Annotated in this window: 1 protein-coding gene; it reads right to left on the bottom strand. The window is 41.2% G+C overall.

The annotated features are described in order from the left end of the window. Nucleotides 1-142 precede the first annotated feature (142 nt). A partial coding sequence (locus tag AC1DSE_RS35340; RefSeq protein WP_477529128.1) for a stalk domain-containing protein occupies nt 143-1,339 on the bottom strand: 1,197 nt, incomplete at its 5' end.

Raw genomic sequence — 1,339 nt, 5'->3', positions numbered from 1 at the left:
ATGTAATATTACGGAAATCGTATGCGATTCAATGATAATAAAACAAATCTAAGCTTCTTTCCTATAAAAAAAACCAGTTCAACACATGAGATGTGTTTGAACTGGTTTTGTTCATTTTCTTATTTTGAAGCTTATTTGCGGTTCACTTTATAGTCAAATGTACTTCCTGATTTTTTCCATCCCATACGACATTTGCACCAAGTGCTTGTGCAACGAATCGCAGAGGAATCATCGTACTGCCACTAACGATTTGAACAGGGGCGGTTAACTTTACAACATTGCCATCAACCGTTGCCTGGTTCTTCCACACTTCCATTGTGATTGAATGGGAACCGTATTTTACCTTTACGATGTCATTTGAGTAGCTGACCGTACCCCCGAGAGATTCAATAAGTCCCCTGACGGGCACGAATACGGATCCATTTATAAAAGCTGCTTGCGCGTCCATTAAGTGGTATTTATTATTTAAGCGAATGCCTATGCCTTTAACCACTTTTTTAGGTATGATCTTATAGTTGTATTTGTATTTATCGTCACCGTAATACTGACTCAACTTCCCCCAAGATGAAACCGTTCCATCCTTATGCAAAGCTGTACCTGCTCCTTCGCCAATCGCGCTGACCATCTTGACTTGATCTAGTCCTTTCACAGGGTAAAGCTTCTTATCTTGTATAGGCCAAATCCAATAAGATACTTTGCCATCTTTCGTAAGTACAAATGAAAAGGCATGAAAATCTCCCATCCCATCAACAAAGCCCGATACAGCCGAAACGTTTGGAGCGAGCTTGGCCAGATTGAAGCTAGGCTCGGTCAGCCCATAAAGAGAATATCGATTCATAATATACACATTCCAAGAAGAAGTTACGAGTGTTCCATTAGAAATAGAACTGATACCTTTTAAATGGTCTGTTTTCATGCTGCTTTTATCAAGCACTGTGATCGGCAGAAAGGAATCGCCATATTTATCGTACCCCCAAATCCACACTGTCCCATCTTTTGCAAGTGCAATCGGAAAATAACCGTTTCCTTCAATCGCAGCAATATTTTCTAACTCGCCAATACGGCCGGGTCGAAGCTGCTCTTCCTTACTACTGCCTTCTCTGCAGGCATAATTTTGAATCTGAAATTCACATAATCCACCGAGTGACCATACGGTACCATCTGCTTTTAATGCATAATTACCTGAAATATCAATGACTTTGTCCAAACCTTCCACCTGTGAGGGTTGAACATTAGACAGGCTTGACGTCGTTCCAGGTTTTCTTCCCCAGGTCCACACACTGCCGTCCGTTCTTATTGCGGCATTGCTTTCCGAGATTTTCTTTACTTGATCTAAGAT

This window comes from Paenibacillus sp. 01L418, assembly GCF_056400045.1.
This window is presented reverse-complemented; position numbering and strand designations above follow the sequence as displayed.